The 25,774-nt window shown below is 72.8% G+C and carries 21 protein-coding genes; 15 read left to right on the forward strand and 6 right to left on the reverse strand.

The window, feature by feature from the left end:
- Positions 1 to 2 precede the first annotated feature (2 nt).
- Positions 3 to 4,010, forward strand: a complete 4,008-nt coding sequence (locus ABD330_RS07280; protein ID WP_344462030.1) for a toxin glutamine deamidase domain-containing protein — start codon at positions 3 to 5, stop codon at positions 4,008 to 4,010.
- Positions 4,011 to 4,213: 203 nt separating this feature from the next.
- Positions 4,214 to 5,467, forward strand: a complete 1,254-nt coding sequence (locus ABD330_RS07285; RefSeq protein WP_344462032.1) for an SUKH-4 family immunity protein — start codon at positions 4,214 to 4,216, stop codon at positions 5,465 to 5,467.
- 85 nt (positions 5,468 to 5,552) lie between these two features.
- Here the strand turns inward: ABD330_RS07285 and ABD330_RS07290 are convergent, their stop codons facing one another.
- The 3 genes from ABD330_RS07290 to ABD330_RS07300 form a co-directional block, all read right to left on the reverse strand.
- Positions 5,553 to 6,848 (reverse strand): SPFH domain-containing protein, encoded by a 1,296-nt coding sequence (locus tag ABD330_RS07290; protein WP_344462034.1) that lies wholly within the window; start codon positions 6,846 to 6,848, stop codon positions 5,553 to 5,555.
- 85 nt (positions 6,849 to 6,933) lie between these two features.
- Positions 6,934 to 7,158 carry a hypothetical protein gene (locus ABD330_RS07295; RefSeq protein ID WP_344462036.1) on the reverse strand — a complete coding sequence of 75 codons (225 nt, stop codon included), beginning with the start codon at positions 7,156 to 7,158 and terminating at the stop codon, positions 6,934 to 6,936.
- 268 nt (positions 7,159 to 7,426) lie between these two features.
- Complete coding sequence (locus ABD330_RS07300; protein WP_344462038.1) at positions 7,427 to 7,633, reverse strand: antitoxin; 207 nt, start codon at positions 7,631 to 7,633, stop codon at positions 7,427 to 7,429.
- Between the two features lie 309 nt (positions 7,634 to 7,942).
- On the opposite strand from ABD330_RS07300, the gene ABD330_RS07305 reads away from it, so the two are divergent.
- From ABD330_RS07305 to ABD330_RS07315, 3 genes are all read left to right on the forward strand, one after another.
- Complete coding sequence (locus ABD330_RS07305) at positions 7,943 to 9,346, forward strand: family 2B encapsulin nanocompartment shell protein (RefSeq protein ID WP_344462040.1); 1,404 nt, start codon at positions 7,943 to 7,945, stop codon at positions 9,344 to 9,346.
- 90 nt (positions 9,347 to 9,436) lie between these two features.
- Complete coding sequence (locus ABD330_RS07310) at positions 9,437 to 10,303, forward strand: hypothetical protein (protein WP_344462042.1); 867 nt, start codon at positions 9,437 to 9,439, stop codon at positions 10,301 to 10,303.
- Positions 10,304 to 10,477: 174 nt separating this feature from the next.
- Positions 10,478 to 11,248 (forward strand): bestrophin-like domain, encoded by a 771-nt coding sequence (locus tag ABD330_RS07315; protein ID WP_344462044.1) that lies wholly within the window; start codon positions 10,478 to 10,480, stop codon positions 11,246 to 11,248.
- Positions 11,249 to 11,281: 33 nt separating this feature from the next.
- Here the strand turns inward: ABD330_RS07315 and ABD330_RS07320 are convergent, their stop codons facing one another.
- A complete protein-coding gene (locus ABD330_RS07320) occupies positions 11,282 to 12,253 on the reverse strand; it encodes a LuxR C-terminal-related transcriptional regulator (protein WP_344462046.1) in 972 nt (323 codons plus the stop codon).
- A gap of 467 nt (positions 12,254 to 12,720) precedes the next feature.
- Between ABD330_RS07320 and ABD330_RS07325 the strand changes: the two genes are divergently transcribed.
- The 10 genes from ABD330_RS07325 to ABD330_RS07370 all read left to right on the forward strand — a co-directional run bounded on the left by ABD330_RS07325 (position 12,721) and on the right by ABD330_RS07370 (position 24,061).
- Positions 12,721 to 14,070, forward strand: coding sequence for an MFS transporter (locus ABD330_RS07325; RefSeq protein WP_344462048.1), 1,350 nt, complete (start codon positions 12,721 to 12,723; stop codon positions 14,068 to 14,070).
- A 47-nt stretch (positions 14,071 to 14,117) separates the two neighbouring features.
- Entirely contained in the window at positions 14,118 to 15,326 is a 1,209-nt protein-coding gene (locus tag ABD330_RS07330; protein WP_344462050.1) for a radical SAM protein, read from the forward strand.
- On the forward strand, positions 15,313 to 16,032 hold the full coding sequence (locus ABD330_RS07335; protein WP_344462052.1) for a hypothetical protein: 720 nt from the start codon (positions 15,313 to 15,315) through the stop codon (positions 16,030 to 16,032). The genes ABD330_RS07330 and ABD330_RS07335 overlap by 14 nt, the downstream gene beginning before the upstream one ends.
- Before the next feature lies 1 nt (position 16,033).
- Positions 16,034 to 19,486 (forward strand): AAA family ATPase, encoded by a 3,453-nt coding sequence (locus ABD330_RS07340; protein WP_344462055.1) that lies wholly within the window; start codon positions 16,034 to 16,036, stop codon positions 19,484 to 19,486.
- A gap of 86 nt (positions 19,487 to 19,572) precedes the next feature.
- The gene (locus ABD330_RS07345) at positions 19,573 to 20,439 is read left to right on the forward strand and encodes a S8 family serine peptidase (protein WP_344462057.1); all 867 of its coding nucleotides are present in this window, start codon (positions 19,573 to 19,575) and stop codon (positions 20,437 to 20,439) included.
- A 100-nt stretch (positions 20,440 to 20,539) separates the two neighbouring features.
- A complete protein-coding gene (locus ABD330_RS07350; protein WP_344462059.1) occupies positions 20,540 to 21,154 on the forward strand; it encodes a GAF domain-containing protein in 615 nt (204 codons plus the stop codon).
- A gap of 219 nt (positions 21,155 to 21,373) precedes the next feature.
- Positions 21,374 to 21,583, forward strand: a complete 210-nt coding sequence (locus ABD330_RS07355) for an aroma-sacti cluster domain-containing protein (RefSeq protein ID WP_344462061.1) — start codon at positions 21,374 to 21,376, stop codon at positions 21,581 to 21,583.
- Between the two features lie 164 nt (positions 21,584 to 21,747).
- Entirely contained in the window at positions 21,748 to 22,092 is a 345-nt protein-coding gene (locus tag ABD330_RS07360) for a DUF6968 family protein (RefSeq protein ID WP_344462063.1), read from the forward strand.
- Between the two features lie 229 nt (positions 22,093 to 22,321).
- Positions 22,322 to 22,942, forward strand: coding sequence for a TMEM175 family protein (locus ABD330_RS07365; protein WP_344462065.1), 621 nt, complete (start codon positions 22,322 to 22,324; stop codon positions 22,940 to 22,942).
- A 99-nt stretch (positions 22,943 to 23,041) separates the two neighbouring features.
- Positions 23,042 to 24,061 carry a hypothetical protein gene (locus tag ABD330_RS07370; protein ID WP_344462067.1) on the forward strand — a complete coding sequence of 340 codons (1,020 nt, stop codon included), beginning with the start codon at positions 23,042 to 23,044 and terminating at the stop codon, positions 24,059 to 24,061.
- A gap of 8 nt (positions 24,062 to 24,069) precedes the next feature.
- On the opposite strand, the gene ABD330_RS07375 is transcribed toward ABD330_RS07370, so the two are convergent.
- Entirely contained in the window at positions 24,070 to 25,461 is a 1,392-nt protein-coding gene (locus ABD330_RS07375; RefSeq protein ID WP_344462069.1) for an amidase, read from the reverse strand.
- Entirely contained in the window at positions 25,448 to 25,657 is a 210-nt protein-coding gene (locus tag ABD330_RS07380) for a hypothetical protein (RefSeq protein WP_344462071.1), read from the reverse strand. Before ABD330_RS07380 ends, ABD330_RS07375 begins: the two co-directional genes overlap by 14 nt.
- Positions 25,658 to 25,774 lie beyond the last annotated feature (117 nt).

Raw genomic sequence — 25,774 nt, forward strand, 5'->3', positions numbered from 1 at the left:
CGATGGCTGTCGAACTTCCTGAACCCCTCCAATGGGTGTTGCTGCTGCTGGCGGGTACGCGTTGGCCGGAGGCCGACGAGGGCCAGTTGCGGGACATGGCCGACCACTGGCGGAAGGTGGGCGCGAGTCTGCAGGACGCCTCGCATGCGGCGGATGCGGCGGTGAAGCAGGCGCTGGAGGGTCAACAGGGCACTGCGGCGGATGCGTTGACCAAGCACTGGGCCGAGTACACGGTGGGCAAGGGGACGGAGGCCGACCCGGGCTACCTGCCGGGTCTGATCAACTCCTGCAACGGCATGGGCGACATGCTGGAGGGGATGGCGAACTCGGCGGAGACCGCGAAGATCCAGATCATCGCGCAACTGGGGATCCTGGCGTTCGAGCTGGCGACGGCCGAGGCGGAGGCGGTGGTGACGGCGGGTGCTTCGCTGGCGGAGGCTCCGGTGTTCATCGCGACCACGCGGGAGATCGTTCAGCAGGCATTGAAGAAACTGCTGAAGGAGGCGTTGCAGCACGCGCTGAAGCAGGCGGTGCAGATGGCGGCGATCAACCTGCTGGCGCAGACCATCGAGTTGGCGCAGGGCCACCGCAAGAGCATCGACATGAAGGAAGTCGGGCAGAACGCGCTGGGCGGCGCGGTAGCCGGCGCGACCGGACATCTGCTGGGCAAGGGCATCGGCGCGGCAGGCGCCAAGATGGGCCTCGGCGGCGCGATGGGCACGACGGCCGGCAAGATGGTCACCGGCGCGGCGGTGGGTGTCGGCACCGACGCGATCACGCAGTTGGTCACGACCGGCCACGTGGACAGCGGCAGCCTGCTCGGCTCCGGCCTGAGCGGTGGCGCGGGCGCCGGGCTGCACGCGGGGGCGAGCGCGGCCAAGGCGCACTTCAACGAGCCGACGATGCCGGAGGGCGGCTTCCCGGGCGGCGAGGGCGGCGCGAAGCCGACCTTCTCCGAGGGCGGCGCGGGCACCGGCAACGACAGCTACCAGGGGCCGGGCGGCAGTTCCGGCGAGTCCGGCGGTTCGGGCTCGCACGACAGCACGGGCGGGGAATCCTCCGCTGCGGAGGGCGGCGGGGACTCCGGACAGTCGTCGCCCTCGTCGGGAACCAACGGCCTGGTCCCCTTCGGCTCACAGCGCCCCGGTGGCTCGGGCGGGGGTTCCGGTCATGACAGCCCGGCGCCGTCGTCCTCGCACGGGTCGGCGGACTCCGGCCCGGCGCCTTCGCCCTCGGAGGGCCCTGCCGGTGGGCATGATTCCGCTGGTTCGCAGGGTTCGGGCGGTCACAACGAGGGCCTGCAGACCTCGCCGGCCCACGCCGAAACAACACCACGCGAAAGCTCACCCCGCACCGAACAGACCCCGAGCGAACAACCCACCAACGACACCCCGCCGGCCCACGCCGAAACAACACCACGCGAAAGCTCACCCCGCACCGAACAGACCCCGAGCGAACAACCCGGCGGTGAGGCCGCACCGTCCTACGGCGAGGCGACTTCGGGCTCGTCCGCTGACGCGGGTGCGTCCGGTTCCGGTGTCGCGCCGGGTATGGGTGCCATGGCCGGCGCGCACCTGCCCGGTGCGGTACCGGGTACAGGGGGCACTCATCTCGACGGGACCCGCCTGGCGAGCGGACCCGCCCCCACCAGGACACCCTCCGCCAACCACGCCCCCGGTTCCCCCGACGACCTGTCCAGCGCCCAGGCGCCCGGTACCGACACCCCGCCCGCCGCGGCACCGCCCGCCGGCGGGGCGGTTCCGCCGATGATGCCCGGCGCAGGCGGCGGATTCGCCCCCGGCCCGGTGCACTCCGGCGGGCGCCCCGGCGCCGAACCACACCAGTCCCCGCCGCCCGCGCCCGCGCCCGCGCCCGCCGGCAAACCGACGCGCGGCTCCTCCTTCGCCTCGGCCCCGGGCACCGGCGGCGCCAAGCTCGGCCCGGTGCGCCCGCGCGGCGAACGCCCCGGCACGGATACCACCAAGGGCGGCGCTCGTCCCGTCGACACCGGCCACGGCACTCACTCCACCCCCAACCGGTCCGAACACGGTACCGGTCACGACGACGCACCGCCGCCCCACACCTCCACCGGCGAGCACATCCCCGCCGAGAAGCCCGCACACGACAACGCCCCCGCTCCCGAGCACCGGAACGAACCCGAGAACGGCGACAAGGGCGGCATCGCAGCCCCGCACGACCACGACCCCGCCACAACCCACGACCAGGACACCCCCCACACCGGCCCCGACGACAACCCGCACCACGAGGACGACGCCGCGTCCGGCCCCCACCACGACCAGGACACCTCCCCGCACCACGACCCCGACCCCGAACCCCGCCCGGAGGCCGAACCCCACCGCCCCGCCACCGACGACCGCCCACTGGGCACCGAAGGCGGCCTCACCGAACCCACCCCCGAAGACCACGAACGCATCAGGCGAGCCGTCCCCCTCAACGAGGACGGCACCCCCCAGCGCTATCCGGACCCGACCGAGGGCACATGGCTCGCCGCCATCAACGGCGACGGCCCGGGCACCTCCGGCCGCAACAACAACTGCGTCGACGCGACCCTCGCCCTCCTCGACACCTTCCACGGGCACCCCACCGCGGCCGCCGCCCGCACCCCCGACCACGACGCCAACGGCAACCCCTCCGACCTGGGCGAGCTCGGCGGACGCGACCGTATGGAGAACAACCTCGGCGCCAAGTTCTCCGACCTCGGCGACGGCCCCGCCGGCTTCGACCGCCTGGAGGACACCCTCCGCCGCAACGGCCACGGCTCCTCCGCCGTCATCACCACCCGCGACGCCGACGGCCGCACCCACAGCTGGGGCGCCTTCAACCGCAACGGCAAGATCACCTACGCCGACGGCCAGACCGGCAAGAGCAGCGACAAGCCCCTCCACAACGGCGACAACGGCGTCTTCGCCATCCCCCTCACCCCCGACCGCACCCCACTGTCTTTCAGCCCGGAAGACGGCCCGCTGGGGGAGCGCCGGGCACCGGCCCGGCCGGCGGCCGCCCCTGGCCAGCCGATGCCCGGGCTGACGCAGCCCGCGCCTGGGCCAGTTCCGCTGGGCCCCGACCTCACGCCCGAGGCGCAGAACAGGGTGTCCGCGGCGACAATTACCGCCCTGGAGGGCCTGCCCCACTTCACAGTGGCACGTGCCAGGATCTTGGCCTTGCTCAATATCCCTCATATCAACGATGCACACCTGAGGGACCTGGTCGACCTGTTTCCGGGTATGAATGCGGCCGAGGCGGGGACGTTCTACAGCGCTTTCCGGGGCGGGGACCCGCAAATGACCCAGTTCGCCAATGTGATGGGCGCAGATGGCGCGAAAATGGTCGGGCGGCTGCATAGCGCGGGTTGGACACCGCAGCAGATCGGTGACGTGATGGGACGGCACTCCGCAGCGGCGGGTGCGCGCCCTCTCATGACAGCCTTGAGTTGGGCAGCGCACGGAAACCGCCCTTTCGCGGATGTGAGTTCGGCCCTGAACGAGCCGGGTATCAACTGGCAGCAGTTTTCCACTGGGATCAGCAAATTCGCCCAACGCCCTGCACCGCAGGCTGGGGCATCGGGAATGGGTGGCAGAGTCATCCACACGACCAATATCAGCGGGGCCAGCGGGCCGGCCAAAAGCGTGGTCAGGGAAGAAAGGATCGAGCACTTCAAGCAGGGGCACACACTGGAAGACTTCAAGTTCGACACCCCGAATATTATGCGGAATAGCAGGAGTACATTCTGGCTCCCGGGGACGGACGTCAGGGTCCTGGCTAACACGTACCTGAAGGACCCCGCTACTCGTCAGCTGGCTGAAAATGTCAGCGCGAGCGGCCAGAGCCGCTCCGCAGTGATCAACAATCACACGGTCGGAATGGCGCCCGACCTGAATGCCCGCAATCCCGGCGACGTACAAATGGACCAACTCTACCCCAATGGGGGCTATGCCATTGACCAGGCAACACTCAAGGCTATCGGGCGCTTTCTGGGATACCCGGTCTGACCAAATCTGGCCAGGCCCGTGCCATCGCTCCATTCCAGGCGAACAGATCACTCCAGCGGGATCCGTCGGCTCCTTCGCAGAGGACTCGCCGAGCGGCAAAAGTCCGGCCTTGGAAGCATGGAGGATTATCTGCCGAATACACCGATCACCTCCATGCCATCTTGCAATCGAATGTGATAAAGAGAATGAAGTAGGAGTATTTCATGATCAGCCAGGAACAAGCTCTCAGTGTCGCTGATGCCTGGCTGAGCGCCAGCAGTCCACGTGAGGTGCGTTTCCGCGAGTTCGATCTCGGCTGGGCGGTGTGGGCGGCGCCCGCGCCGTTGGAGCGGGACCCGGTGACGGGTGAGCGGCGGCCGCCCGCCGATCTGGGCCAGGCCTGCGGGGTGGTGGACCGGGAGAGCGGTGAGCTCAGTGTCTGGCCGTCCATCCCCGTGGACGAGGTCATCGCGGCGTACCGCGAGCGCAGCCGCCCCGCCACCGGCCCGGGCAACAGCCTCACCGCGACGTTCACCGACCCCGCCACCGGCCAGGACCGGCGGATCGACCTGAGTGCCGGGCCCGGCCGGCCGCCGGTGGAGCACCAGCTGGCGGCCGAGCCGGCCCGGCTCGGCATCCCGGACACCGCCGTCCACACCATCCACACCGCGCTGCGGCCCGCGACCCTGCCCGGCGGCTACCCCGCCGCCCTGCTGGAGCAGCGCTTCCCCGCTGCCAGGATCACCTTCGACCACTCCTACGGCATCGGCGTCCAGGAACGCGCCGACGGCGCGGCCGCGCTGACCGAGCGGGTGCAGCGCGAGGTCCGCCCCGCGCCGCCCCGCCCCAGGCGGGTCCCCGCACCGGCGCCCGGCAGCGTCACCCCGGCGGAGCCCGTCCGGGACGTGGAGCTGGGCCGCCGGCTCACCGCCGCCTTCCCCGAGGTGATCCGCTACGACGCCGACGACCTGGCCGCCGGCAGCCTGCCCGACGGCACCCGCTCCACCCTCATCTGGGCCGGCCAGCCCGCCGACGTACCGCTCTTCTTCACCGCCGACCGGCTCGGCACACCCCCGCCCGGCGGGCTCTTCGCCAACGTGCGCACCCACCTGCGGACGGCGGGCACCACCATCGAGCCCGCCACCTTGGACGTCCTCGCGGGCTGGACCCGGATCGGCACGGACGGGCTGTGCGTCATCGCCGTCCGCTGCACGGGCGACGAGACAGGCTCCGTCTGGGCGGTCCACCCGGGCACCGGCAGCGGACGCTTCGTCAACACCTCGCTCTCCGCTTTCCTGCGGAGCCTCGTCCTGCTCACCGGCACGCGCGCCGCCCTGGCCGGACTCGGCCCCGTCGAAGCCGGCGCCGCGCTCGCCGCCCTGCAGAACGGCCTCGCGGAGACCGACCCCGACGCCTTCCGCAAGGACAGCACCTGGTGGTCCGTCGTCATCGAACAGATGTGGCACGGCCTGTTCTGACCACCATGGCCACGTGGACGGCCGACCGGGAGTCCGTAGCGCTCAGGGGCACCCCGCTACGGACTCCCGCTCCGCCCACACAGGCCTATTCGGATCCGGACGGACCCGCCTCGGAAGACTCCCCGTCCACCACGACGACCTCCGGCCCGGCAGTCGCCGCGCTGCGGCCCATGGCCGAGGTGGACTGCCGCAGGGTGTCGAGGATCGCCAGTCCCTGCCCCACGATCCCGGCGGCGACCTGGTTGACGCCGTCGGTGCCGTTCAGGATGGTCAGGTTCGAGCCCGCGATGCCCCGGGCCGCCGCGTCGACCAGGCTGGGCAGGTTCTCGATCACGCGGTTGGCGGCGATCAGCTCCTGGTGCCCGCCCTTGAGCGACTCGGCCCGGGCGTTGTTGGCGGCGGCCTGCGCCTCGGCGGTGGTCCGCTCGGCGTAGGCCGTGCCGTCGGCCTGGACCCGGACGGCCTGGGCCTCGGCGGTCGCCAGCGTCGTCCGGCGGTACGCCTCGCCCTCCGCCTGGAACTTCGCCTGGTCACGCTGGGCCTCGGCCAGGGTCCGCTGCCGGTACGCCTCCGCGTCGGCCGGGCGGCGGACCTCCGCCTCCAACCTCTGTGCTGCGAGGTTGGCCTGACGCTGCGCCAGCTCGGTCTGCTGCTCGATGACCTCCTGCGAGGCCCGGGCCTGGGCCAGCGGACCGGCCTGGGCGGCGTGGGCGTTGGCCCGCTCGGTCTCGGCGACGAAGCCGGCCCGCTTGATCGCGGTGTCACGCTCGTACTGCGCCTTCAGGGCGGCGGCCTGCTGCTCGCGCTCGGTCGCCTCCTGGTCGGCCCTGGCCTGCGCGATCCGGGCCTGGCTGGCGACGGCGGCGGCGTGCGGGGCCGCGAGGTTGGTGATGTAGCCGGAGGCGTCCTCGATCTCCTGGATCTGGAGCGCGTCCACCACGATCCCGAGCTTCTCCATCTCGGTGTGGCTGCCCTCCTTCACCTCCTGCGCGACCCGGTCCCGCTCCCGGATGATCTGCTCGACCGTGAGCCCGCCGATGATGGACCGCAGGTGGCCGGCGAAGATCCGGCCCACCAGCTCCTCCATCCGGTCCTGCTCGGTCAGGAAGCGGCGCGCCGCGTTGGCGATGGAGACGAAGTCGTCGCCGACCTTGAACACCGTCACGGCCCGGACGTTGAGGCGGATGCCCTGCTGGGTGACGCAGTCCTCCGCGATCTCGGCCTCCCGCAGCGCCAGCGACAGGATCCGGGCCTTCTGCTTGACCGGCATCACGAAACTGCCGTGGCCGGTGACGATCCGGAACTGGGTGTCCTGCTGCTGCCGCTTCGAGCCGGAGATCAACAGCGCCTCGTTCGGCGCGGGCACGTGCCAGAACAACATGACGAGTCTCCTGTGGTTTCGGTCGGTCGGACGGTTGGACGGCCGGCACCGGCCTCCGCCGCTGCCGGACCACCGGGAAGGCTTCCTACGGGGGCGGGAACGGAGTGACGACGACGGACCGTGCGGAGGTGCGGTCCACCACGATGACGAGGGTGTGCCGTGCGATCGGCGCGTCGGCCCAGGCGGCGAAGGCCTCGCTCCCGCCGCGTACCGGCACCAGTACCTCGCCGAACCCGTCCTGCGGGATCGAGACGGTCACCCGCCCGACCGCACCGACCGGGCTCTGCTCGGCGTCGTCCGACCCGTCCATCCGGCCCGCCCGCCCTCTCGCACGGCAGAAATCCTGCTTCCCAATGTAACGACCACGGCGGAAAAAAGACCTTGCCCGGACAGGGGCACTCCGGCGCGGTCCCACCGCCGCCTACGGCTTCCTGTCCACGGCACGCACGAATAAACCCCTGTGAATCGACGTGATCGGTCGATTCACAGGGGCTGTTGTCCGCCGGTGGTGCCGATCCGGACCGACAGCGGTCGGGGTCCGGTCGGGAGCGGTCGGAAGCGGTCGGGACCGCCCGGGCTCAGCTCTGCGGCGGCTGCGACTCCTCCGAGGTGGGCGGCGCCTGGCTGCCGAGCTGCTCGTTGATCTTCTGCTGGGCCGAGTCGACCTGGCCGCTGTACTTGCCCTGGGTCTTGTCGTCGAAGGCGTCCCCCGCCTTGTCGACACCCTGGCGGACCGTGTCCTCGTGGCCGCTGAGCATGCTCTTGATCTTGTCGAACATCGACATGGCTCGTCCTGCCTTTCCGGGCTACAGGACTCCAGGATGTCCGTGCCCGAGCGGTTCCGCATCCGCAGGCCGGTCCGCCGCCGCTGCCATGACAGCCTTTGGCGCCCACCAATCCTCCTCCTGCGAATGTTCACTCGATCGGGTAGTAGAGCCGCCCTTCGGCGGTACGGCCCCTCGCAGACGATCTAGTGTCCCGCTCTGTCGAGACGTTTCACCCGGCTCGCCATATCGCGCGTGTGACAACAGATCTGAGGTGCCGCCAGGACACCCCGGCGGCACGAAAAGGCCACCTGAAGGAGACCTCTGCCGATGTCCGTGGACGCAAGCCCGGAGACACAGCAGGCAGTGCAGCAGAGCCTTGCAACAGCTGCTGCCCGCAACCTCGCCACCACGACCAAGTCCGCACCGCAGATGCAGGAGATCACCTCCCGCTGGCTGCTCAAGGTGCTCCCCTGGGTCCAGACCTCGGGCGGGACCTACCGGGTCAACCGGCGCCTCACCTACACCGTCGGCGACGGCCGGATCGAATTCATCAAGACCGGGCCCGAGGTCAGGGTCATCCCGCGCGAGCTCGGCGAGCTGGCGCTGCTGCGGGGCTTCGAGGACGTCGACGTGCTGACCACGCTGGCGGACCGCTGCGTCCAGCGCGACTTCGGTCCGGGCGAGGTGCTGGCGGAGCGCGGCACCCCGGCCGAGCACATCCACCTGATCGCCCACGGCAAGATCAACCAGGTCGGCACCGGCAAGTACGGCGACACCACGGTGATCGGTGTCCTCGGTGACGGCGACCGCTTCGGCGAGCAGAGCATCCTGGACGACCAGGCCAGCTGGGAGTACACCGCCACCACGCTGACCAGCGGCACCGTCCTGTCGCTGTCCCGGCTGGAGTTCCAGGCCGTCCTGGACGGCTCGCCCGCGCTCCAGGCCCACATCCGGGACTTCCTGGCCCTGCCGCTGCAGAGCCAGAACGAGCGCGGCGAGGCCGACATCCCGATGTCGGCCGGCCACACCGGCGAGGTCCGGCTGCCCGGCGCCTTCGTCGACTACGACCTGCACCCGCGCGAGTACGAGCTGAGCGTCGCCCAGACCGTCCTGCGCGTGCACACCCGGGTCGCCGACCTCTACAACCAGCCGATGAACCAGACCGAGCAGCAGTTGCGGCTGACCATCGAGGCGCTCCGCGAGCGCCAGGAGCACGAGCTGATCAACAACCCCGAGTTCGGCCTGCTCAACAACGCCGACTTCGACCAGCGGATCCAGACCCACTCCGGCCCGCCCACCCCGGACGACCTGGACGAGCTGCTCAGCCGCCGCCGGGACTCCGAGTACTTCCTGGCCCACCCGAAGGCCATCGCCGCCATCGGCCGCGAGTTCAACTCGCGCGGGCTGTACCCGGACCACGTGGACCTGAACGGCCACAAGGTGCCCGCCTGGCGCGGCGTCCCGATCCTGCCGTGCAACAAGATCCCGATCACCAAGGAGCAGACCAGCTCCATCCTGGTCATGCGGACCGGCCAGGAGAACCAGGGCGTGATCGGCCTGCACCAGACCGGCATCCCGGACGAGTACCAGCCCAGCCTGTCCGTCCGCTTCATGGGCATCGACGAGAAGGCGCTGATCTCCTACCTGGTCACCGCCTACTACTCCGCCGCCATCCTCGTCCCGGACGCCGTCGGCGTCCTGGAGAACGTCGAGATCTCGCACCGCCCGTAACCACCCGCAGAAAACAGAGTTGACGTAGCGTCAGGCCGCCCGCCGTGGGCGGCCTGGCGCTTCCGAACGCGATCCTCGATCGGGTGGGGCATGGACGAGCAAGGTTTGACCCGCGCGGGCGGTGCGCCCCGTCGCGCGTGCCCGGTCCCCGGGCAGCAGGCTGCCGGGCACCCGGGCCACGACGGGCAGCCGCGCGAACGGCAGCGCTTACGCCCACTGCGACTGGCGGGGGCGGCGGCGGGCATGGCCGCGCTCTGCACCGTGCTGACCGGCATGGCGACCGCGCGGGACCACTCCGCGCCCGGCCCGGACCCGGTCGGCACGGTGGTCGCCGCCTGCGTGGTGGCCCGGACCGAGGTGTCCGTGAACGGGAGCGGCACGAACGTCGACGTCGACGTGGACGTCCATGTGAGCGTGGACGTCTCGGTGGCGCTGCACCGGCACCCCGGCCACGGGCCCGGCGGGGGGCACGGCGACAGCCCCGGCCACCGGCCCGACCCGCCCGGGCACTGCCCGCCGCTGCCGCACCCGACGCCGTGCCCCCCGCACCCGACGCCCACGCCCACGCCCACGCCTTCGCCCACCCCGAAACCGACTCCGACACCGACTCCGACCCCCACGGTCGCACCGCCGCGCCCGAGCCCGCCCCCGCCTCCCCCGCCGACACCGCCCGCTCCCGCGCCGGTCCGGCTGCCGTCGGTGCGCCCGCCGGCCCCGAGGCCCACCCCGCCGCCGCCCAGCCCGGTCGCCGTGCCCGCACCGGCACCGCCGGCGGCCGCACCGCCGCCGCCCGCGCCGACCCGGGTGCACCTCCCCCCGGCCGCGCCGGTGGTCGCCGTGAAGCCGCACCACGGCGGGTCGCCGCTGACCACGATGATGGTCGTCACCGTGCCGGCGATCCTGGCCGCCGCGACCTTGAAGCCGCGCTCGGGGACCTCCCGGAGCAGGCGCTCCTGACCGGGCGCCACCGCCCTCTCCCGTTCCGTCGGTCCAGCCGCGTTCCGTCGGCCGTTGCCCCCGCAAGGTCCCGCTCCACCGGCCGTAGCGCCCCGCACCGTCCTGCTCCGCCCCGTATCGCGCCCGCATCCGGCGACGGGAGCAGCGCCGGCCACATTTCTCCGAGGAGTTGTCATGTCGCAGTGGTTGGTTCTGGCGATCGCCATGTCGGCGGCCTGTGTCGTCGTCGTGGCGGTGGTGCTGCTGAGAAGCCGGCGGGCGGGGGCGGACGAGGACACCTCGGAGAGCCCGGACGTCATGGAGTACATGACCATGATGATCGGCGTGGTCTACGCCATCGTCCTCGGCCTCGCCATCGCGGGCGTCTGGGAGGGGCGCGGCGGCGCGCAGGCCGACGTCGTCCAGGAGGCCCAGGCGCTGCACGAGGTGAGCGCGCGGGCCCAGGTCTACCCGGCGGACTTCCGTACCCTGGTGCGGGCCGACGTCGACGCGTACGTCTCGTTCGTGGTGAACACCGAGGCGCAGTACATGCAGGACAACGGTGAGATCTCGCCGCGCGGTACCGAACTGCTGGACAAGCTCCGCACGGACGTGGCGAGCCGTGCCCCGCAGAACGATCTGGAGTCGCAGGCGTACCAGCCGATCGTGGACCAGATCGCGGCGGCGGACGCCGCCCGCACCAACCGGGGCCAGAGCGCCGGGCCGACGATGCCGCCGGTGGTCTGGTTCGGCCTGATCGTGGGGGCGGTGGTGACGGTGGGTCTGATCTTCACCCTGCAGATCCGGCGTACCGCGCGGGAGCTGCTGCTCGCCGGGGTGTTCAGCGCGCTGATCGGCTTCCTGCTGTTCCTGATCTGGGACTTCGACAACCCGTTCAGCCGGGGGCTCTCGTTCACCACCCAGCCGTTCCTGGATCTCTTCCCCACCCTCGGCGGACCGCACTGACACAGCGTCCGCACTCCGGGACGCCCGGCCCGCCTACCGTCCCGCCTCCGCCGCCGCCTCGCGCCGGCGCGTCTCGTACCCGGCCTGGAACCTGCTCCGGGCGTCGAGCCGCTCCATGATCACCGCGATCCGGCGGCGGCAGGTGCGGAGCGAGAGCGCCACCTGCTTAGCGATCATCTCGTCCTTGTCGCCGGAGACCAGCATCCGGACGATCTGGCTGTCGATGTCCGCCGAGGCGTCCATCTCCCGGGTGCTGCGGCCCACTTCGGCGAACGGCACGGCCTCCGCCCAGAAGTGGTCGAAGGACTGGGCCAGGTAGCTGGCGACCGAGGAGTTGCGGATCACCACGGCCATGGACGTGTCGTCGCGGTCGGGCAGGAAGGCGACCTTCCGGTCGAACACGATCAGCCTCGGCGGCAGGGTGTTCAAGGTCCGCACCTCGGCGCCCAGTCCGGTGACCATCTTCACGTAGTCCCGGTTCATCTGGTTGAACCTGGCGCTGTGCTGGTAGAGCGTCAGCATGCGCGCCCCGCGCGCGAGGATCGCCGTGTCCCGGGCCCTGGCGTCCGTCAGCGCCCGGGCGATGCGCGGCCCGCCGGGCTGCAGGGTCAGCACCTCCGTCCGGCACCGGTCGGCCTCCTCGTCCAGCACCGAACCGATCAGCGAGAGGCCGTCGAGCACCTCGACGCCCGCCGACTGGGCCCGGCGCCGCAGGTCCCGCTGGTAGACCGACCCGTACGCCTCGATGGTGCTCCGGAGTTCGGCGAGCTGAAGCTCCCGCTCGCGTAACTCGATCTCCTGCCGGCCCACCCGGGCGGCCACCGCCGTCTCCGGGCTGACCGCGATCAGCCGGTCCGGCGCGGCGGGCGATCCCCGCAGCAGGCCCAGCCCGCGCAGGCGGGCGATGGCCTCCGCCGCCTCCTGCTCCTCCATCCCGAGCTCGGCGGCGGCGCGCTCGCGTCCCAGGTAGCCGTGGTCCAGGACGCGCTGGTAGACCCGCTGCAAGGACGCCTCCGCCGCCGGGCCCCGGCCCGGCGGCGACCCGGGCTGAGGACTCGGCACAGGTCTCGGCCCCGACCCCGACTCCGACTCCATGTCACGGACCCCCTCATCTTCTGGCCATGCACCAACATGGTCTCGCCCTGAACCCCCGTCAGCAAGAACAATCCGGTCAGCAACGGACACTTATCGGTCACAACAGACACAACTCTGGGGACTTGATGCACGGATTCTCACAGCTCTCCCGCCACTCTGCGATCGTTTCCGTACGCACCACGGCCGGCGGCGACCCGCTGCACCCGGCCGTGGACACCTCCTGGATCGGCTGAGGCCCGGCGGCCGCCCCGCGCCGCCGCACGCACGTACGCCCACGCACCTGCCCACGCACCTGCCCACAGCGCCGCCCGCGCGCTAGCCTCGCGCCAGCCTTCGACCGACCGAACTCGTCGCCGCTGCAGTCCAGGAGCCCTTCCATGTCCCTCCCCGCCGTGCTCGCCCCGCTACGACACAAGCAGTACCGCTGGCTGTTCGGCAGCCAACTGGTCTCCAACCTCGGGGACTGGCTCGACTACCTCGCGCTGATCATCCTGGTGACGGTCGTCTGGCACCGGGGTGTCGAAGGCATGGCCGCCCTGGTCATCGCGATGGCCGTCCCCTCGATCCTGCTCGCGCCGGTCGCCGGGGTCCTGGCGGACCGGCTGGCACCGCGCACCGCGATGGTGGCCTGCGACCTGGCGCGCTGCGTCACCGTCGCGGCTCTCGTGCTGGCCCCGAACCTGTACGCGGTCGTCGGGCTGGTCGTCGTCCGGGACGCCTTCGCCACCCTCTTCACACCCGCGCAGCAGATCGCCGTCCGGCTGACGGTGCCGGCCGAGTCGCTGCTGTCCGCGAGTTCGCTGAGCCAACTGGTGATGCAGGGGTCGAAGATCGTCGGGCCGGCGCTGGGCGGCCTGCTGGTGGCCGCGTTCGGCAATCCGCACCCGGTCTTCCTGGTCGACGCCGGGAGCTTCCTGCTCTCCGCCCTGCTCCTGCTGCCACTGCGGGCCGCCCGGGAGACCCGGGCCGACGAGGCGTCCGCAGCCGCCGGGGACGGCCACGGGGCCGACGAGGCCGACGGACCGGTCGAGGCGGCGTCCTCGGGGATGCTCCACGAGGCCCGCGAGGGGCTGCGGCACCTGACCAGCCGGCCGGTACTGGCCACGGCGGTGGGCGGGTTCTCCGTGCTGCTGTTCCTCGCCGTGCTCTTCGACACGCTGGCCCCGCTCGTCCTGCGTCAGCTGGGCTTCGACGCCCGGCTGATCGGCGTCGCCATGGGTGTCATCGGCCTGGGCACCGTGGTCGGCTCGGTACTCCTGGGCCAGTTCGCCGAACGGGTCCGGCCGCTGGCCCTGATGGGCGGCGGCGCGGCGCTCTGCGGGCTGCTGTGCGGGGCCGTCGGCGCGGCGGTCTCCTCGGGGGCCACCGGGGCGGTCTGGGTCTGGCTGCTCGTACTGTTCGGCTTCGGCTTCGCGCTGGCCGCCGTGATCGTGCCCTTCCCGGTGATCCTGCAGACCGAGACCCCGATCGAGTACCTGGGACGGGTGGTGGCCACCGCGACCGCGCTCCAGTCGCTGGGCGCGGTGACCGGCCCGCTGGCCGCCGCCGCGCTGGCCGCCTGGCTGGGCCTCGGCACCACCCCGATACTGGCCGGCGCGGGGCTGCTCGCCCTCGGCGCCTTCCTCGCCGTCAACGCCCGGCGCCACGACCCGCAACCGGCCCCCCAGGCGGAAGCCGCCCCCGAGGCGGTCGCGCCGCAGCGCCGGGCCGCCGAGCCCGCAGGCTGACAGCGCCCGCCCTCGCACACCCCCACCGGCAAGGACGAGGAGCCACCGTGCATCTTTCCGAGATCATCGCCGTCCGCTCGGTACCAGGAGCGGGCGTCTTCTTCGCCCTCACCCGGCGCTGCCCGCTGAGCTGCGCGCACTGCTCCACCAACTCCATGCTGTCGAGCGAGCAGCACTCGGAGACGCCGTTCCGGCGGCTGGCCGCCACCTTCACGGCGGAGCACCACCCGGAGATCCTCTACCTGACCGGCGGCGAACCCCTGCTCCGCCCCCGCCTGGTGGCGGACCTGGTGGAGCGGGCGCACGAGGTCGGCACCAAGGTGGTGCTGATCACCGGGATGTACTTCGCCCGGGCGGACGGCCGGGTGCCGAAGCCGCTCTGGAAGTGCCTGACCATGGTCGACCACGTCACCGCCAGCCAGGACGTCCACCACGAGGCGCAGGTGCCCCGGCGGAACGCCTTCACCGTGCTGCGGCGGCTGCGCGACGCCGGGCGGGACGTGAGCTTCCAACTCGCCGGCAGCGGCCCGCAGGATCCGTACCTGGCCGAGATCACCGCCCAGATCGACCGCGACTTCGACGGGCAAGTACCCTCCCTGGTCCTGAAGTTCGCGGCGATCGGACGTGGTGAGCAGCTCTACGAGCAACCCGCCGGACTCTCCGAGGACACCGCCTCGCCGAGTCCCTGCGAGGTGGCCTCCTGGCCGGTGGTGGCGTTCGACGGCAGCATCTCGGCCTGCTGCAACCAGGAGGTGATCGACGGCGCCACCCCGGCCCACCTGTCCCTGGGCCACGCGCGGGACCTGCGCTGGGCGGAGATCGTCGAACGCACCGGCCAGGACCCGACCCTGCGGGCCCTGCGGGTGTACGGGCCGCGGAACGCGCTCGCCCAGATCGGACGCAAGCCCGGCTGCCCCGGTGTCTGCGACACCTGCATCGCCTTCGAGGACCAACCGGGCCTGGCCGCCGAGTTCGACGGTCTGACGCGGCGGCCCGCCTTCGTCCCGACCGAGTCGCTGGTCAGGCTGATGCTGCGCGACGAAGGACCGCTGGCCTTCGCGCGACGCAGCGGCATCAGGCGCTACGCGCACCTGGTCGAGCGCGGACTCACCCCGACGGGCGCCGCCGGGGTGGAGCACGCGGGAACAGAACCGGCCCGGGCCGGGACGGCCGGAGCGGAGCCGGTCGCGGCCGGTCGGATCGGGGCCGCTCGGATCGGGGCTGAGCATGGCGGGGTGGCACATGCGAACGACTGACACGGCCGGCCTGCGGACCGGGACGGCCTTGCCGCCGCGCAACAGCCTGCGGGTCCGGACCAGCATCGCACTGCTGGAACGCCGCCTCTCCCGGGCGGCCGGGCGGATCTGGTCCGCACCCGACCTCCGCCGGGTCTACCCCGAGTACCTGGTGATGCTGCACTCCATGGTGCGGGCCAGCGTGCCGCTGATGGCGGACGCCCTGGCCCGGGCCGAACTGACCGCCGGCACCGATCCGGTGCACGCGCGGCTGGTGGACTACTTCCGGCACCACATCGTCGAGGAGAGCGGCCACGACGAGTGGATCCTGGAGGATCTGGAGGCCCTCGGCGTCCCCCGGGCGCGGGCCCTGGAGCAGCTCCCGCGCCACGCCGTCGCCGAACTGGTGGGCGCGCAGTACTACTACATCCGGCACTACGACCCGGTGTGCCTGCTCGGGTACATCGCGACCATCGAGGGCTACCCGCCGGGCGAGGATCTGGCGCGGGACTGTGCGGCCCGGTCCGGGTACCCGCTCGAAGGGTTCCGGACGGTCCGCAAGCACGCCAACCTCGACCCCTTCCACAAGAGCGCGCTCGACGACTTCCTGGACTCGCTGCCGCTGACCGGCCGGCAGCTGGTGGCGGTGAACTCCAGCGCGATCAGGACGATGGCCGCCGTGATCGAGGTCCTGGACGAACTGGCGCCCCCGGCCCGGAAGGCCTGAGATGGACCGGACATCCGCTCCGGACGCCGCTCCGGACGCCGGGGCAGCCGCCGGGGCGACCGCCGGAGAGGTTGCCGGAGAGGCAGCCGGGGCCCGGCCCTCGCCGGCCTGCGCGGGCTGCGGTGCGGCGCGGCCGCCCGCCGCCCGCTACTGCCCGATGTGCGGGGTGCCGCTGGACCGTTCGCCGGGCACGACGCGCAAGCACGTGGCCGTGCTCTTCTGCGACCTGGTCGGCTCGACCGGGCTGGCGGAGCGGCTGGATCCGGAGCTGTGGCGTGACCTGATCGAGGACTACTTCGCGACCGCCGCCCAGGCGATCGCCAGGCACGGCGGCCGGGTGGAGAAGTTCATCGGTGACGCCGTGGTGGCCGTCTTCGGTCTGCCGCGCCGCCGCGAGGACGACGCCCTGCGCGCGGTGGCGGCCGGGCTCGACATCGTGCGCCGGATGAACCGCCGCCGGCTGGAGGTGAGCAGCGCGATCGGCACCGGCCTGGAGGTGCGGATCGGCATCAGCTCGGGCGAGGTGGTGGTGGGCTCGGGGCGGGCCCAGGACACCTTCGTGACCGGTGACGCCGTCAACGTCGCGGCCCGGTTGCAGCAGGCCGCGGGCCGGGGCGAGGTGCTGATCTCCGCTCCGGTGCTGACGCTGGTCGAGGGGCGGGTGACGGTGGGTGCGGCGGGCACCGTCGTGGCGAAGGGCAAGACCGCGCCGGTCGGGGTGTGGCGGGTGATCGGGCTGGAGCCGCCCCCGCCGACCACCCGGCCGCACGCCGTCCCGTTCGTCGGGCGGGAGCGCGAACTCGCCGAGCTGGACGAGGCCGTACGCGGCATCCGGGCCAGTGGGACGGCGGGCGTGATCAGCGTCTGCGGGCCCGCCGGGATCGGGAAGTCCCGCCTGGTGAGCGAGTTCGTCGGCGCGGCGGACCAGCCCTGGGCGGTGGGCCACTGCCAGTCGTTCGGCGACGGCATCGCGCTGCGCCCGGTGATCCAGCTCGCCCAGCAGCTGGTCAGCGGGGTCGGCCGGCAGCCCTCCCCGGCCCCCGACTTCGGCGAGCGGGAGCGGGCGGCCTTCGACCGGGCCCTGGAGACGGTGACCGGCTACGCGGCCGAGCAGATCGAGGAGGCCTCGAAGGAGGAGATCGTCTGGACGCTCAGCACCCTGCTGCGCGGCTGTGAGAACCGGGAGCAGACGATCCTGGTGCTGGAGGACTTCCAGTGGGCCCCCCGGATCATGGTCGAGGTGGTCGAGGGCCTGCTCCAGGAGCGGGAGGTCAAGGCCGCGATCGTGCTGGTCGAACGCGGCGGCCCGGCGCCGCAGGCCGCGCCCCCGGCCCGGGGCGTCCCGGTGCTGCGGGTGGTGGAGGTGCCGCCGCTGCGGCCCGAGGAGAGCGCCGGGCTGCTGGGCACGCTGCTGCGGAGCGATCCGGACGCGCAGCTGCCGGGCACCGCGATCGTCGAGATGGCCGACGGCAATCCGCTCTACCTGAAGGAGTTGGCCTCCTCGCTGGCCGAGACCGGCAGGCTCGACCTGCTGGCCCGTTCGGCCTCGCCGTCCCTCCAGGCGGTCCTGGAGGCCCGCCTGGACGCCCTCGGCTACGAGGAGCAGGACGTGTTGCACCGGGCGGCGGTCGTCGGACGGACCTTCTCGTACGAGGCCCTGGAGGCCTGCGGCGCGGCGCGGGACGCGCGGACGGTACTGGCGGGCCTGGTCGGCAAGGGCGTGATCGAGCACAGCGCGACGGCACACGGCGCGACCGAACCGGGAGCGGCTGAACCCGGCTTGAGCGAACCCGGCTTGGGCGAAGCCGAGTCGGTTGACCACGGCCTGGCCGACCACAGCGTCCTCGGCCACGCCGTCGTCACGGGCGACGCCGCCGAGGAGAGCGCCACCGAGGACGGCAGCCCCGAGAACGGCAGCCCCGAGGACCGGCTCCTCGACCGGCGCCACCCGCGCGGCGCGGCCGCGCCCGAGCGTGCCGGGGACCGGCCGAAGCCGGCCACCGGCTACCGCTTCGCCACCTCGCTGATGCGGGAGACGGCCTACCGGGCCGCGCCCAAACGGAACCGGGCCGACTGGCACTGGCTGCTGGCCGCCTGGATGGACACCGGCGTGTCGATCATGCCGCACGGCGATGTCGTCGCGGCCAAGGCCCACCACCTGGCCAGTGCCTGGGAGTTGCTGTCCGAGGTGACCACCGGCGGGCCCCGGGTCCCGCACCTGCGCGGCCTGGCCGGCGAGGCCCTCTACGAGGCGGGCGTATCGGCGCTGGAACGCGGCGACCTCACCTCGGCGGCGGAGTGCTTCGACCGGGCGCTGGAGCTGGTGGACCCGTACGCGCCGCGCTCCGTGGAGATCGGCGTGCTGGCCGGCGAGTGCCGGCTGCACCTGAACGGACCGGCGGCCGCCCAGCGCTCGCTGGAGAACTGCGGCCGCCGGCTGGAGGCCAACCCGCTCTGGACGGCCACGGCGGCGGTCGAGTCGGCGGCGCTGAACGCCCGGGTCACGGGTTCGGCCCCCTCGCCCGCCGAGCTGGACCGGCTGCGGATCCGGCTGGAGGCGGCCGGGCCCGGACCGTACGAGCGTCGGCGGCTGCTGCTCCTGCGGACGCAGGCAGCGGCGGCGGTGTCCCGGATCGGGGCGGCCGAAGCCCTGTTGGAGGAGGCGCTCGCCCTCCCCCGCGAGCTGGAGTCGCGCTGGGACCACCGCCAGCTGCTGACCGGCCTCTGTGAACTCTCGCTCTGGGGGCCGAGCCCGACGGCGGTGGGCCGCGAGCGCTGCGAGTCGCTGCTGAAGCGGTTCGGCTCCGACCGCAGGCTCGCCGCGCCCACCCTCGGCATCCTGGCCTCCCTCGCGGCGCTCCAGGGCGAGTCGGGCCGGGCGCTGCGGTACATCACGACGGCGAAGCAGGACGCGGCCGAGCTGGGCCTGCGGCTGCTGGCCGCCGTGCTGCACTCGCACGCGGCGAACGTGGCGCTGTACGCGGGCGACCTGCCGGGCGCCGAACGAGAACTCCGCGAAGGACGGCGGATGTTCACCGAACTGGGGATTCCCGAGCACACCGTGGCCGTGGACATCGCGCTGGCCGGGGTGCTCGCCGACCAGCGCCGGTGGGCGGACGCCCGGGCGGTGCTCTCCCCGCTCCGCACCCGGCCGGGGCACGGTGATCCGGCCGGGGCGGGCCTGTGTGCGGCCGTCGAGGGGCAGCTCCGGGCGGCGGCGGGCGAGGACCCGGGCGACTGCCTGGCCGAGGCCGGGCGGGCGGCCGTGGCGGCGGCGGACAACCTGCTGTCGGTCGGCGAGATCCACTTCCGCCGGGCCCAGAGCCTGCGGGCCTACGGCCGGCCGGCCGAGGCGGCGGCCGCCGGGCGGGCGGCGCTGCTGGCGTACCGCCGCAAGGGGGCGACCAGCCGGTGCGGCACCATCGCCGACTGGCTCGCCGACGCGTCGGGCTGACCGGCCGGCCGCCGGGAGACCCGCACCACCGTGCACCTGCCCGTGCACGCTCGCCCCACGAGCCGCTGACGGATTCTGGAGAGCCCATGACGACCGGTCAGACCAGCCGAGGGACGGGGCTGCCCGCCTGGAGCGTCAGCGTCCAGGGCCCGCCGCGCATCGACCTCGGGAGCCCGCCCGACCACCGGGCCACGGCCGACTGGGCCTGGGGCGGCTCCACCGGCGCCGGGGTCCGGGTCTTCGTCCTGGACAGTGGCATCGAGGCGGCCCACCCGCTGGTGGGCGGTGTCGACCGCTCGGTGGCGGCCCTGCCCACCGGCGACGGCCGGCACGAGATCGTCGACGAGGAACCCGTCGACCTCTCCGGGCACGGCACGGCCTGCGCGAGCATCGTCCGCCGGATCGCGCCCGGGGCGTCGATCACCAGCGTCCGGGTCCTGCTGCACGGGCTGCGCGGGTCCGGCGACGCGCTGCTGACCGGGCTGCGCTGGGCGGTGGAGCAGGGTGCGGACGTCATCAACCTCAGCCTGTCCACCGCCAAGCCCGAGTGCGACCTGGCCCTGCGGGAGATCGCCGACCGGGCGTACTTCGCGGGCTGCGTGATCGTGGCCTCGGCCCACAACCGGCCGGTGGTCAGCTTCCCGTGGTCGTTCGCCTCGGTGCTCTCGGTCGGCAGCCACGGCGACCCGGACGCGGACGCCTTCTACACCAGCGCCACCCCGCCGGTGGAGTTCTTCGGGCCGGGCAGCCGGGTGACGGCCGCCTGGCGCGACGGCCGGAGCATCACCGCCACCGGGAACAGCTTCGCGACCCCGCACCTGGCCGCGCGCTGCGCCCTCGTCCTCGGCAAGCACCCGCAGCTCACGCCCTACCAGTTGAAGGCCGTCCTCCGGCAGACGGCGGCGAACGCGTACTGGTCGCCACCCGGCGGCCCGCCGGAAGGGACGGCATGACGCCGGGAACGCAGCAGTGGCCGATTCTTCGGCCGGCACGCCCGACATCGTGCGGTTCACCACGGGAATCGTGCGGCGCACCACGAGAGGAGAGGAATCCATGGCCAGTCAGGCGTTTGGCGACACGGCGATCCGACGGCAGGTGCTGGAGTCGATCGTCAGAACAGCGAGGTCGATCTTCGACGCGGCCGCGTCGTCCATTTTCCTCTGGGACCCGGATGCCGAGGAGCTGTCCTTCGAGGCCGTGTCCGGAAACGGCTCGGACTTCCTGGTCGGCACCCGCATCCCGGCCGACCGGGGAATCGCCGGCTGGGTGCTGCAGTCGCACGAGCCGATGATCCTGCACGAGGTCGGCGGCGAACCCGCCTTCGCCCGGGACATCGCGGAGTCCACCGGCTACGTGCCCGAGCACATCATGGCGGTGCCGCTGCTGGCCGCCGACCGCTGCCTGGGTGTCCTGGAGGTGCTCGACCCGGTCCCGCTCGGGATCGGCGACGATGCCCGTGACCTGGAGTTCCTCCAGATGTTCGCCGAGCAGGCGACCCTGACCCTCGCCATCCTGGACCAGCGGCGGGCCAGCGCCGCACTCGACCTGACCGCCGCCGAGCGGGACACCTTCGACCGGCTCGCGCACGCCGTCTGCTCGCTCGGCCAGGGGGAGCGGGCGGCGAGCCTGCACGCCCTCACGGGCCTGCTCGGGGTGCTCTCCGCCTGACCGGAAAGCCTTCCCCGGCTATTCGACAATTACCCGGACGGGAAACTCCGGAAGAAATTCGGCATGCCATTTTCCGGCCCGGACGACTTGTTCGGCATTCTCATCCGAGGGTTGACCGACGGGATTCCTGATGCCGATAATCAGAACTGCCGAACGAGCCGCCACAATTCGGCAGCAGCACCGTCCGATCACCGTTCCGATTTCGCGAGGGAGAGCCACATGAGCAACTTCGAAAGTGTCCAGGAGATCGTCGGCAGCGAAACCGACCTGAGCCTCATCGCCCCGGCCCAGCTGGAGGTGCTCGCCCACCTCTCGCCGGAGGAGGTCGAGACGATCAAGTCCGTCAAGGCGCGCCTCGAAGCGGCCGCCGGGGACGAGGACGCGGACGTGGAGGCCCACACCGTCGTCATCGGCGGCGTGCTCTTCTAGAGCGGCCGCCTCTCCCGCGAGCAGTGGTCCGCGGTGTCCGGGGCAGGTCCCGGACACCGTCGGCGCCACACCGCTCCGGGTCGTCGGCGATCGGCGCGCGGGCGGCGACAATCACGGGACGCCCGGCCGCCACCGGCCGGCGGCCCTCGCGAACGGAGCGGACCGTGCAGAAGCAGCCCCTGGGCGAAGTGATCGCCGAACGCGTCCTCCAGGCGCACCACGCCGACGGCTCCAGCCACCCCGTGGTGGTCCGGATCGGCCGCCCCTACACGGAGCGCGAACGGGGCGTCGACTGGTCCTGCCCCGGACAGGTCGACGGCCTCGGCGACGACACCGTCGTCACCGTCCACGGCGTGGACGCACTGCAGGCGCTGCTGCTCTGCCTGTACCGGGTGCGCACCTCCGTGCGGCACCTCGCCGCCGAGCACTCGCTGCGGATCAGCTGGCTGGAGGGCGACGACCTCGGCCTGCGGATCGAGCCCGAGACGCCGGCCGAGGAACTGCTCTGACGGACCGCCGGGCGCGGCCACCCCAAGGAGCGGCCGCGCCCGGGCACCTCCCCGGCCACCGCTCCCCGCGCCCGGCCGGCCACCGCGGACCAGTAGAGTCGGCGGACCCTGGAGGCGCAGTCGTCGGAGGCAGCCGTCGCATGACCCGATACACCGGACACCCCGGACACCCCCTTCCCGCCGGACACCCGGGACCACCCGCCGGCCGGCCCGGCAAGGGCGGCCCGCGGTGAACGAGACCGGACGGGTCGAGGCGTTCAGCGACGGCGTGTTCGCCATCGCCACCACCCTGCTGATCCTGGACATCCACGTACCGGCCGGCAGCGGCCACGAGCTGACCGCGGCGCTGGCCCACCAGTCGCCGTCCTACGTCGCGTACGTGGTCAGCTTCCTGGTGATCGGCGTCATGTGGGTCAACCACCACGCGCTCTTCGGCCTGCTGGCCAAGGTCGACCGCACTCTGGTCTTCCTCAACCTGCTGCTGCTGATGGTGGTCGCCGCCCTCCCCTGGCCCACGGCCCTGCTCGCCGCGCACCTTCAGAACACCGGCGACGCGAAGGTCGCGGGCGTCGTCTACAGCGGCGTGATGGTGGCGCACGCGCTGCTCTACTGCACCATCTGGTGGTACGTCACCCGGGACGGCCACCTCTTCCGCCCCACGATCGACACCCGGGCGGCGCGCGCCACCCGGACGCGGTTCAACGTCGGCGCCCTGGCCTACCCCGCGACCATGGCACTGGCCCTGCTCTCCCCCTGGGCGATGCTCGCCGTGCACGCGCTGCTGGCCGTGTACTACGCCTTCAACCAGCTGACGATCCCGGGCGGCGAGCCCACCGCGACCCCCGACTGACGCCGCTCACGCCCACCGGCCGGACGGTCCCCCGTGACCCGCCCGGCCACCCGCCCGGCCACCCGCCCGGTGCGCGGCTGATCGCCGGACGCTGCGATCATGAGCGGTCGGGGCCGGGGTGAGGGGGACACAGTGGTCGATCTGCGCAAGGTCGAGGACGCGCGGCCGACGGCGGACGGCGGCAGGCCGTTCCCGTCCGGGTTCGTTCCGGCGGCCCGGCTGTTCGCGGGCGTGGCGGTACTGCTGGCGGCAACCGGGTGCGGCCTGGCCTGGTGGCGCTGGTACGCGCCGCTCCCCCGCTGGGACCTGCTGCTGACGGGCTACGGCGCGGTGCTCTGCGGGCTGCTCCGGACGGCCGCGCTCGCCGCCGCCGACCGGTGGCCCGGGCACCGGCCGGGCGGCGCCCCACCCCGCGACGCGCGGCCCGGTGCCCGGCGGGCCGGCCGGGCAGCGGCCACCGCCCTGCGGATCGCCGGCTGGATGCTGGTCTACTTCGCCGCCGGCGTGGTCCTCCTCTTCCCCTTCCACGGCGGTCAGTTGCCGGACCGGCAGGCCAGGCTCTACTACGCGGGCGCCGCCTTCGGCGAGGGCACGGTGGTCGTGGCGCCCGGGCGCACCGAGCCGGACCGGGACGACGACGGCACCGTCAGCGGCTACACCGCCGATCTGACCGTCCGGGTGACCACCGCCAAGGGGCCGCTGGAGCTGGCGGTGGCCGATGCCGTGACGAGCAGTGAGCCGAAGGCCGGGCAGCGGCTGCCGGTGCTCTACGCACCGGGCAGGCCGGGCCTGGGCGGCGTGATCGACGTTCACCGCGATCTCGCCAGGGTCGCCGACACCTGGGCGCTGCCCGCCGAACCGGTCGGGGTGGACGTGCTCTGCTTCGTCACCCCGCTGATGCTGCTGCTCGGCGCCGCACTCGGCAGCTCGCGGAGCGGAGCGCACATGTGGCCCCTGGATCCGCGCCGGGCCGCCCGTCGGCTGGCGGTCCTGACGGTGCCCCTGCTGTGTGCGACCCCGCTGCTGCTGGACTGGCGGAATCTTCTCTCGCTCCTGGGCCTCGGGGTGGCCTTCCTCTGGCTGCTGGTGATGCCGTTCGCGCAGTCGGTGCGGGACTAGGGTCTGTCTCAGGCCGCCGTGGCGGGTTGCCGGGCCGGCTGCGTCTGCTCGTAGGCGTGGCCGACCCGCAGGAGCGTGCACTCGCCGAGGGGGCGGCCGAGCAACTGCATGCCGATCGGCATGCCCGCCGGGTCGTGGCCGACCGGCACGGTCAGGGCGGGCACCCCGGTGATGTTGGCGGGGGCACAGAGGCGCACGTAGGCGTCGGAGACGCTCTCGACCGTGCCGTCGGGCCAGCCGACCGTCGCCTGGCCGGCGCCGACCGCCGGCACCGGCACGCTCGGGGCGGCGATCACGTCGACCCGGTCCAGCAGCTCGGCCCACTCGGCGCGCATGAGCGTGCGGGCGCGTTGCGCGCGTACGTGGTCCACGGCGTTCATCAACTCGCTCGCCTCCAGGAGGATGCGGACGTCCTCCTGGTACAGCTCGGGGACGGTGCGCAGGCTGCTCTCGTGGTAGGCCCCGGCCTCCGGCAGCAGCAGGCCCCACAGGGTGGCCTGGATGTAGCGGGTCATCGGGATGTCGACCTCGACGAGCCGTGCGCCCAGGGCTTCCAGTTGGCCGACGGCCTGCCGGACGGCGCTCTCCACGTTCGGGTCGACGTTGTCGAAGTAGTAGGTGCGCGGCAAGCCGATGCGCAGGCCCGTCAGGTCGGTGCCGGCACCGGGCCGGTAGTCCGTGGCGGGCACGGACAGCGAGGCGGGGTCGCGCGGATCGTGTCCGGCCAGCGCGCCCAGGACGAGGGCGGCGTCCTCGACGGTGCGGGTGATCGGGCCGACGTGGTCCAGCGACCAGGACAGGGAGGTGACGCCGTGGCGGGGGACGAGACCGTAGGTCGGCTTGAGGCCGACGACCCCGTTGAGCGCCGCGGGCACCCGGATCGATCCACCGGTGTCGGTGCCCAGGGCGAAGGTCGCGGTGCCCGATGCCACGGCGACCGCGGAGCCGCCGCTGGAACCCCCGGCGACCCGGCCGCGGTCCCAGGCGTTGCGGGTCTGCGGAGTGGTCAGCCCGAACGCGAACTCGTGGGTGTGGGTCTTGCCGAGCAGCACCGCGCCGGCCGCGCCCAGACGCGCGGCGACCGTGCTGTCCGCCGTCGCGCGATGGTCCGCGCGCACCCGCGAGCCGGCCGTGGTGGCCATCCCGTCGACGTCGATCAGGTCCTTGAGTCCCATCGGGATGCCGTGCAGCGGACCCCGGTAACGGCCGTGCGCCACTTCGTGTTCGGCCTCGCCCGCCGCCCGGCGCGCCCGCTCCGCGGTGACCGTGACGTAGGCGCCGAGGTGCGGCTCCACACTGTCGATGCGTTCGAGGACGGAGTCGACGAGTTCGACGGGGGACAGTCGCCGGCTACGGATCGCGTCCGCGGCGGCGGCGAGGGACAGCTCATACGGCTGCATCGTGCGTCTCCCGTCCGGCGCGGTAGGCGGCGGCGGGCGGGACCTCCGCGAAGTCCAGCTCGCGCAGGACCGCGACGATGCCGTTGATGTGGTTGGCGACGGCGGCGACCGCGGCGTGGCGTTCGGCGGGCAGCACGAGCCCGGCACGGGCAGCCCAGCGGGCGGCCTCCGGCGGTGTGAGATCGACAGCGGTCATGGACCTTCTCTTTCTCTGTCGCGGTCGGCCGACGGGCAAGCAGCCCGCGCGGGTGGGGCGTGGATCGGCTCGCGCGACGCCCACCGGCCGGACGGTCCCCGTGACCCGCCCGGCCGG

It is taken from the genome of Kitasatospora kazusensis (assembly GCF_039529945.1).
GTDB lineage: Bacteria > Actinomycetota > Actinomycetes > Streptomycetales > Streptomycetaceae > Kitasatospora > Kitasatospora kazusensis.